8 protein-coding genes are annotated in these 6,753 nt (G+C 63.3%); 3 read left to right on the plus strand and 5 right to left on the minus strand.

Going from position 1 to position 6,753, the window contains the following annotated elements; translation table 11 throughout:
* On the plus strand, window positions 1-910 hold a 910-nt coding region (locus A37W_RS22105; protein WP_157236497.1), incomplete at its 5' end, for an ATP-binding cassette domain-containing protein.
* Window positions 911-912: 2 nt separating this feature from the next.
* Window positions 913-1,878, plus strand: coding sequence for a Gfo/Idh/MocA family protein (locus A37W_RS22110; RefSeq protein ID WP_254656016.1), 966 nt, complete (start codon window positions 913-915; stop codon window positions 1,876-1,878).
* A 91-nt stretch (window positions 1,879-1,969) separates the two neighbouring features.
* Here A37W_RS22110 and A37W_RS23855 read toward each other — a convergent pair whose 3' ends face one another.
* The 3 genes from A37W_RS23855 to A37W_RS22115 form a co-directional block, all read right to left on the minus strand.
* Complete coding sequence (locus tag A37W_RS23855) at window positions 1,970-2,125, minus strand: AIR carboxylase family protein (protein WP_018303786.1); 156 nt, start codon at window positions 2,123-2,125, stop codon at window positions 1,970-1,972.
* 162 nt (window positions 2,126-2,287) lie between these two features.
* Complete coding sequence (locus tag A37W_RS0114650; protein WP_018303787.1) at window positions 2,288-2,629, minus strand: helix-turn-helix domain-containing protein; 342 nt, start codon at window positions 2,627-2,629, stop codon at window positions 2,288-2,290.
* 12 nt (window positions 2,630-2,641) lie between these two features.
* Window positions 2,642-2,878, minus strand: coding sequence for a hypothetical protein (locus tag A37W_RS22115; protein ID WP_229666069.1), 237 nt, complete (start codon window positions 2,876-2,878; stop codon window positions 2,642-2,644).
* A gap of 1,459 nt (window positions 2,879-4,337) precedes the next feature.
* On the opposite strand from A37W_RS22115, the gene A37W_RS0114660 reads away from it, so the two are divergent.
* Window positions 4,338-5,369 carry a hypothetical protein gene (locus A37W_RS0114660; RefSeq protein WP_156169147.1) on the plus strand — a complete coding sequence of 344 codons (1,032 nt, stop codon included), beginning with the start codon at window positions 4,338-4,340 and terminating at the stop codon, window positions 5,367-5,369.
* A 175-nt stretch (window positions 5,370-5,544) separates the two neighbouring features.
* Here the strand turns inward: A37W_RS0114660 and A37W_RS22120 are convergent, their stop codons facing one another.
* Both A37W_RS22120 and A37W_RS0114670 read right to left on the minus strand, forming a co-directional pair.
* Window positions 5,545-6,510, minus strand: coding sequence for a phosphotransferase family protein (locus A37W_RS22120; protein WP_254656017.1), 966 nt, complete (start codon window positions 6,508-6,510; stop codon window positions 5,545-5,547).
* The coding region (locus A37W_RS0114670; RefSeq protein ID WP_018303792.1) for an integrase core domain-containing protein at window positions 6,507-6,753 on the minus strand (247 nt) is incomplete at its 5' end. The genes A37W_RS22120 and A37W_RS0114670, both read right to left, overlap by 4 nt.

Raw genomic sequence — 6,753 nt, forward strand, 5'->3', positions numbered from 1 at the left:
CGCCCCCACGCACCCCTACACCCGCGCCCTTCTCGCCGCCCAGCCGCACGAGGCGGATCGAGGCAGACCGCTGGCCGTGCTGGACCGAACGACCGGAGACCTGCACCGGCCCACCCTGCCCCCCGCGCCGCCCCTGCGGAAGGATGTCCCCGTCCTCATGGCCGAGGCGGCATCGATCGTCTACCCCGGCGCCTCGGCGCCGGCGCTGCAGCCGGTCGATCTTGCGATCTCGCGTGGCTCCTCCCTCGGAATCGTGGGCGAAAGCGGGAGCGGCAAGTCGACCCTCGGCAAGCTGCTGGTGGGAGCGACGCTGCCCACTTCCGGTCGGGTGTCGGTCCTCGGCGCGGAATGGTCCACGATCGGACGGCGGGACCCGCGCCGCCGCAAAGTCCAGATGATATTCCAGGATCCCTACGGATCGCTCACGCCGTGGCGCACGCCGCGCAAGATCGTCGCCGAGGTCCTGCGCTGCTGGACGCCGATGCGATGGTCAGACGCGCTGGAGCGGGCAGGTCAGCTGCTGACCGAGGTGGGCCTGCCGGACGCCTGCAAGGATCAGATGCCCGCGACCCTCAGCGGCGGGCAGTGCCAGCGCGTCGGCATCGCCCGCGCGCTCGCAGCCGATCCCGAGATTCTCGTCGCCGACGAGCCGACCTCGTCTCTCGACATCTCCACTCAGGCGCAGATCCTCAACCTCATGCTGCGGCTGAGGCAGGAGCGCGGCCTGGCCCTCGTCCTGATCTCGCACGATCTGCAGATCGTGCGCCACATGACAGATACGGCGCTCGTGATCCAGAACGGCATCGTCGTCGAGCGCGGGGCGTGCGCCGACATCCTCACGTCGCCGCAACACAGCTACACGCGAGAGTTGATCGCCTCGACCCCCCGGATGCCCACGGTGGCGGCGTGACCGTGCGGTTTGCCCTCCTGGGAACATGGCACGTCCATGCTCTCGATCACCTGAACTGGGCCCTGCGACACGAGCAGGCCGAAGTCGCGGTGGTCTGGGACGGAGACGAGACCCGAGGCCGCGCCTTCGCCGCGGCGCACGGCCTGCCGTTCGAGAAGAGCCTTGCCGTTGCCCTGGCCTCGGACGCGATCGACGCCGTGATCGTCGATTGCGAGACCACCGACCATCCGCAGGTGATCGGCGCCGCGCTTGCCGCCGGCAAGCACGTGTTCACCGAAAAGGTGCTGGCCGTGGACCCGGACGATGCCGCCGCGCTGGCACGGCAGGCGCGGGACGCCGGCCTGGTCCTCTGGGTCTCGCTCCAGCGGATGGGCGAGGCGCCGCATCGCACCATCCGCCAGATCGTCGCCGAAGGGTCGATCGGGCGCGTCGTGTCGTCGCGGATCCGCTATGCCCATGGGGGCGCCTTCGGGACACCGCCGATCCCGAAGGGGTTCTTCGAGTTCAGTGCAGCGGGCGGCGGCGTGATGATCGATCTCGGCGCCCATCCGGCCTATCTCGCCATGATGATCCATGGCGAAGTGCCGGTGTCCGTGTCCGCGGAGATGAGTTCGATCGCGGGCCTCGGGGTAGAGGACAACGCAGCCTACATCATGCGCTTCCCGTCGGGGGCCATCTCGGTCGCCGAAGTCAGCTTCGTCAACGACCGCTTCTCTTTTTCGATCGAGGTCACTGGGACATCCGGCATGTTGACGTGCGGACCTGTCGATACCGTCGTGCGCCTGCGGCGTGCAGGCGACGACGCTTGGGTAGCCCAACCGCCGGTGCTGGCATCCGACGACATGCTAAGCCAGTTCATCAATGAACTCCGCTCACCTGGACGAGGAGATGCGCTCCTGACGCTTGCAGCCGAGGTGTCGAGCGTCATCGGCTCTGCCTATCGGTCGGCGGAGGACGCTCGGGGCTGACTGACGCCTGTCTGATCCCGTAGCTCCCTCAGCCTTAGCCGTCATCTCCGGACAGACGGCGAGTAGAGCAGGCCGCGGTTTCGCCTCCCCGCTACCGACGCACCATCTTGGCCGGCGCGCCGGCCGCGCCGAAGCCGTCGTCGATGCTCACCGTGAAAACGCCGGGCGCACAGGTCGCCGGCGCCGAGGAGAGGCTCGTTTGACCGCCCTCGGAGACGCCGTAGCCGGCGGAGGTCGAGACCGCCACGAAGGAGCTGGCGGCGCAGGACGTTGGGCATGCTGCCGCCACCACGGAGGTTCCTCACGTCGGAACCTTCTGCGTCGCTGTTCGTGCCTCATCGAGGCCATCAAAGGGGGCAGACGCGACAGGCGCATTTCGGTCCGCGTCAAGGTCGGGCTGGTGGCACCGTCACTGTCCTGTCCGCGAGCCCGGATCGGAGCTGGCCACCTCACCGCGATGCTGCAGGATGCCGCGGATCTGCGCCTCGACGAGGGCGCGCTCGGTCCCGTCCAGCTGCGCGACCAGGGCCGCCAGCCGGTCGCCGGCCGGCCCGCCGATGAAGCCCTCGACCGTCTCGCCGTAGAACGCCGCGATGGCCATTGCGTTCTCCACAGAGGTGGAGGCGCCCTCGCGGCTCAGCAGCTTGTTGATGGTGTCGCGGCTGACGCCAGCTCCCGAGGCTAGATCGGCGATTCGCGTGCCGTCGCGGGCCATGCGGTCGATCAGTGCCTGCCGGAACGTCGTGCGCATCGGCTCTCCCCTTCAGATCGCGATGCGCTCGCCGAGGCGGACCCTGACGCCGCCCTCGTCGTCGATTTGGTGCGAGAGGAGTTCGTAGATCGCGATGAGCATCCCCGTGCCGAACATCTCGCCGCTCTCGTCCCGCCCGCCGTGGCGAACCAGCGCGTATCGGCTCGTCCGCAGGCCGTCCATAAACTGCTCGTATTTCGCCGAGAACCCGCTCCGTGACCCCTTGAAGGGATCCTCGTATGTTCCCATCGCTCGCCCGGACGCGGGAGCTGTGCAGGATCGGGGCGCCCTCGATGTCGAGCCCGCGGCCCTTCGCGAACCCGGTCCAGGCTGAGCGGTAGGTGTAGCCGGTCTTCAGCTCGCGCATTTTGATCGTTGCCATGGGGCCTCGTCTCCTCAACCTCTCCGACGGCGCCGATCCTACAGGGGCCTGACCGCCCCGGCCATCGCCGGAGCGCAGGCGGACGAGGCGCGACGTTTTCGCGGCCGCCGGTCGGCGAGACGCGATGGAGACCGAACCGATGCGAACAGCGACGCCAGACCAAGATCAACGCGATCGTGGCGATCTTTCTCGAAGGGCATTGTCGGAAGAAAACGCTGCGGTATGGCCCGGAGAGGTATCCAGTCGGACCCAGAGAGCGCTTTCGGCCCAGACCGGACGTTCGATGATCCTTGATGAGATTAGCGCTCCCCGCCCATGGCCGTCGTTCGCCTAAAACATGCTTGCCACATAGTAGCCATTGAAAGCTGGCCTTGCTCAATACAATCTGGACACCGTCGTTGCGTCAGGATTTCGCCCAGATACCATCAACCACCAGCTTGACAAGTTGCCCGTGGACCAATTCTGATGAATCGAGAAATTTATCACTCTGAAGAAATAGCTTGGAGAGTGCTTTGGAACTATGCCAACTCTGGGATGACCCCGAAGACATCTCGGGGAATAGTGGGCGAAAATACTACCGACAGGCGACTATCAACTGGTCGACTCCTAGGTTATGGGAAAGCCATGAACCTAACTTTAACGTCCCGCCCAGTTGGAGGGGGCAAGGCGGCATCTACGCCTTTATTCGTTCTCATTGGCGTCAGAACGACGATATGCGTATCGCCTACATCGGAAAGGCCATCAACTTCAATAAGCGACTCACCAAAGCTCACAACCATTTTGGTATTGTGGGGCGCCGCGGTAATACACCGTGTCCTGCGGAAGAATATCGTTTGACCGCGTGCGTTCCCACAAGGGCTACTATCTTGAAATCGAGGACATCATAAAATTTTGCGTCTATGATTGGCTCGAGAATACTCAAGGCTTTGATAGCCTGCCCGGCTTTCGAAAGTCTCAGCCTCGTTCGATGATGCCGTGGGTCATATTGAATAGAGGCTACCGATTTGGTGGTCGAATGCCGCGAAGGATAGCTTATCCTTCTATCGGAGTCGAATATTGATCTTGCGATGGATAGTCCGATTGCGCGAACGGCCGGTCCATAATGGAATTTCGCTTCTCACAGGATGCCGCACCGCAGATAAGCCAGAGCAGACGTCCGCAGTTCGAATGCCTAAACGCCATCGTCGGAAAATGCATGAGTAGAGCATTAGAACACTTACCCCAAACAGAAGTCGAGCCTCAACGGTGAATACACGAACGCAGCGTTTTGTCATCAAGCCGTCCTCGGCCTGTCCGGCGCACCTGAAAACGTCTCGCGGTCATCCAGTGGCCCAGGTCTCCCTAGACATCGATGAGGTTGCCCGCTGCGCTTGGAACGAAATTCTCCAAACCGCGCCGCGATCGACGTCGCTTTTTGGCCTTCTTGAAGACCTGTTGGAGCCGGGCCCGAATCTCGTGTGGCGCGATAGAGGCCCCGGTCGCGGGACTGAAATGCGTCGCAGCTTTTCAGGTCTTTTCGGCCGCTTCTTTGCGCGCGCCTATCTTGAGCAGCATCATGACTTCGTTTGGTTCACAGCGATCGATGGTGACAGTTTCCACCTGTCGCCAAGCTGGCGGGTCATCCGCAAGCCGAGGTCGCAGACCGAAATGCCCGACTGGATCTGTGCGCGTCCAGGCGAGCTCGCCATCGGCGAGGCCAAGGGTTCGCACCAGAAGGGCAATGCGACGCGCGGTGGCATGCCGGGGCCAATCAAGACCGCAGACGGCCAGATTCAGGGCATTCGCGTTCAGAAGGGGGTGCGCCGTGGCTCAAAGACGATTTGGCAGTCGAAGCGCCCAAAAGGCTGGGCAGTAATGTCGCGCTGGGGCTTGGCGAATCCGGCGCGTGACCCCTTCCTCTACGCCCTCGATCCAGAAACCGAAGGGGAGACTCCGAAGCCAGAGGAGATCTCAGAATTGGTTCAGGCTGTTGCGAGAACCTACGTCGAGCAGACTGCTCTCGGTCTTGGCCTTCTTATGAGCGTCGATGGTAAGCTCGCCGTCGCGCCGCATCGCCGCGTGCAAGTTGCCGGCGATCAGGACAAAGCGATCTTTGCCGGCACAATCATTACGCCCTTTGGCTCGCTCGACCGGGATTTCGAGCGAGCGAAGGAGATTGCGTCACTGGTTCCGAAACCCGATCTTGTGCTTTTCGTCGGTTTCGAGGAGGGTCTTCTGAATGACTATTTGAAAGGTCTGACGCTGGTTCCCCGAAGCCGACGACGGATCGGCGACCTCTCGCTCGTCGGTCGGGATGGCCTTGTCATGGCTCCTGTTCAGCAGATCATCGATGTCGGCTATTCGACGGATCAGGATTAGTCGATCACAGGCCTGCAGGGCGAAGCTTACGGATGTCTCGTAGCTGAGGGCAGCGCGGGACCGTGGGGCGTATTGGTCGGTCACCCAAGCCACAATCAGATCGAGGGCCTGGGCCAAGTTGCCAAAAGGGGCCGCGTGTTTGCCTCTATCCCAGTCGGTTCTTACCGCCTTGTAATCACGTTGACTGCATGAGAGCGCGCACGCCTTCGAGCAGCGCAAGGATGCGGCCCTTGTCCGTATCCGGATACTTGAGTTGCCGGAGGAGATAAGTATAGGCGCAAGCCGCGATCTCCCGGCGCCCCGCCGCGACCCTCAGGGCCCACTCACGACAGGCCCGCACGAATTCTGGCACCGGACAGCCGGCCAAGTAGATATCAAGGTCGTGCCACTGCCGGCACTGCTCCGCGGTCGGCCAAGCCGCGCAGATCGTCTCGTTCTGCTGAAGCACGGCGCTGAGCTCCAAGCTGATCGCATCATAGCTCGCTGCGCTGTGCTCGACGTCGCCATAATCGATGATCATGATCTTGCCGCCAGCATTGACTAAGATGTTCTCGCCGTGCAGGTCGCCATGAACGCAGCACCAGCGCGTCTGCAGTTCGCGCGCCTCGAAATTTGCCGCCCAATCGAGCCCATACGTTGCCTGCAGCTCGTCCGCCTTGTCGTCGCCTACCCAGCACTGGCGCACCTCTTTCACGGTGCGGCGACTCTCCGGTTTTCCAAAGGACCAGTCGTTGAATGCCGCGGCAGTCTCCGCGACGGCGGCAGCCCCGCGTGCGTCCTCCTTTGCCAAAGTCGCGAACAGTGAATCGTCGTGCCCCTGCGCCAGTTGATAGAACAGTCCGGCTATCGGTCCAGCGCCGAACTCCAGCATCGCCATCTTGCGCGGCGTGACCGAAGCGTTGAGCAGGATGATGTGCGCCTCGTAGCGGCGGTCCTCATCTTGAACGCGGTCGAGCGTAGCGAGCTTCGCGACCACTTCGCGGAACGGCGCGCCGCCGCCATCGAAGAGCTGCAGCCGCAACGTCTTTGCGCCCGAGCGCCCGCCCCCGATGTTCGACACAACGCAGCGCATCGCGCCGAAGCGCTTGCTCCGCTCCCCAACGCTGGACCGCCGGAAGCTGGATTTTTCCGGCCGTCTCACGATGACGGGCTGGTCGCGCCATCGGGAAAATGCATCGCGATCGGGACGTTGTATCCGATCGCGCTGTGGGGTCGGTNCTCGTTGTAGTGCCTACGCCAATCCTCGAGCTTTTCGCGGGCGTCGGCAAGGCTCATGAACCAGTGGGCGTTCAGGCACTCCGCCCGGAGCTTCGAATTGAACGCCTCGATGAACCCGTTGTCGGTCGGCTTGCCGGGGCGCGAGAAGTCCAGCGTAACGTCGTTC

The sequence above is a fragment of the Wenxinia marina DSM 24838 genome (genome assembly GCF_000379485.1).
In the GTDB taxonomy this organism is placed as follows: Bacteria; Pseudomonadota; Alphaproteobacteria; order Rhodobacterales; family Rhodobacteraceae; genus Wenxinia; species Wenxinia marina.

Excerpts from the sequence above, each read along its gene's own strand:
- A37W_RS0114650 (WP_018303787.1), bottom strand. The coding sequence starts at position 2,629 with ATGCGCACGACGTTCCGGCAGGCACTGATCGACCGCATGGCCCGCGAC.
- A37W_RS22115 (WP_229666069.1), bottom strand. The coding sequence starts at position 2,878 with ATGGGAACATACGAGGATCCCTTCAAGGGGTCACGGAGCGGGTTCTCG.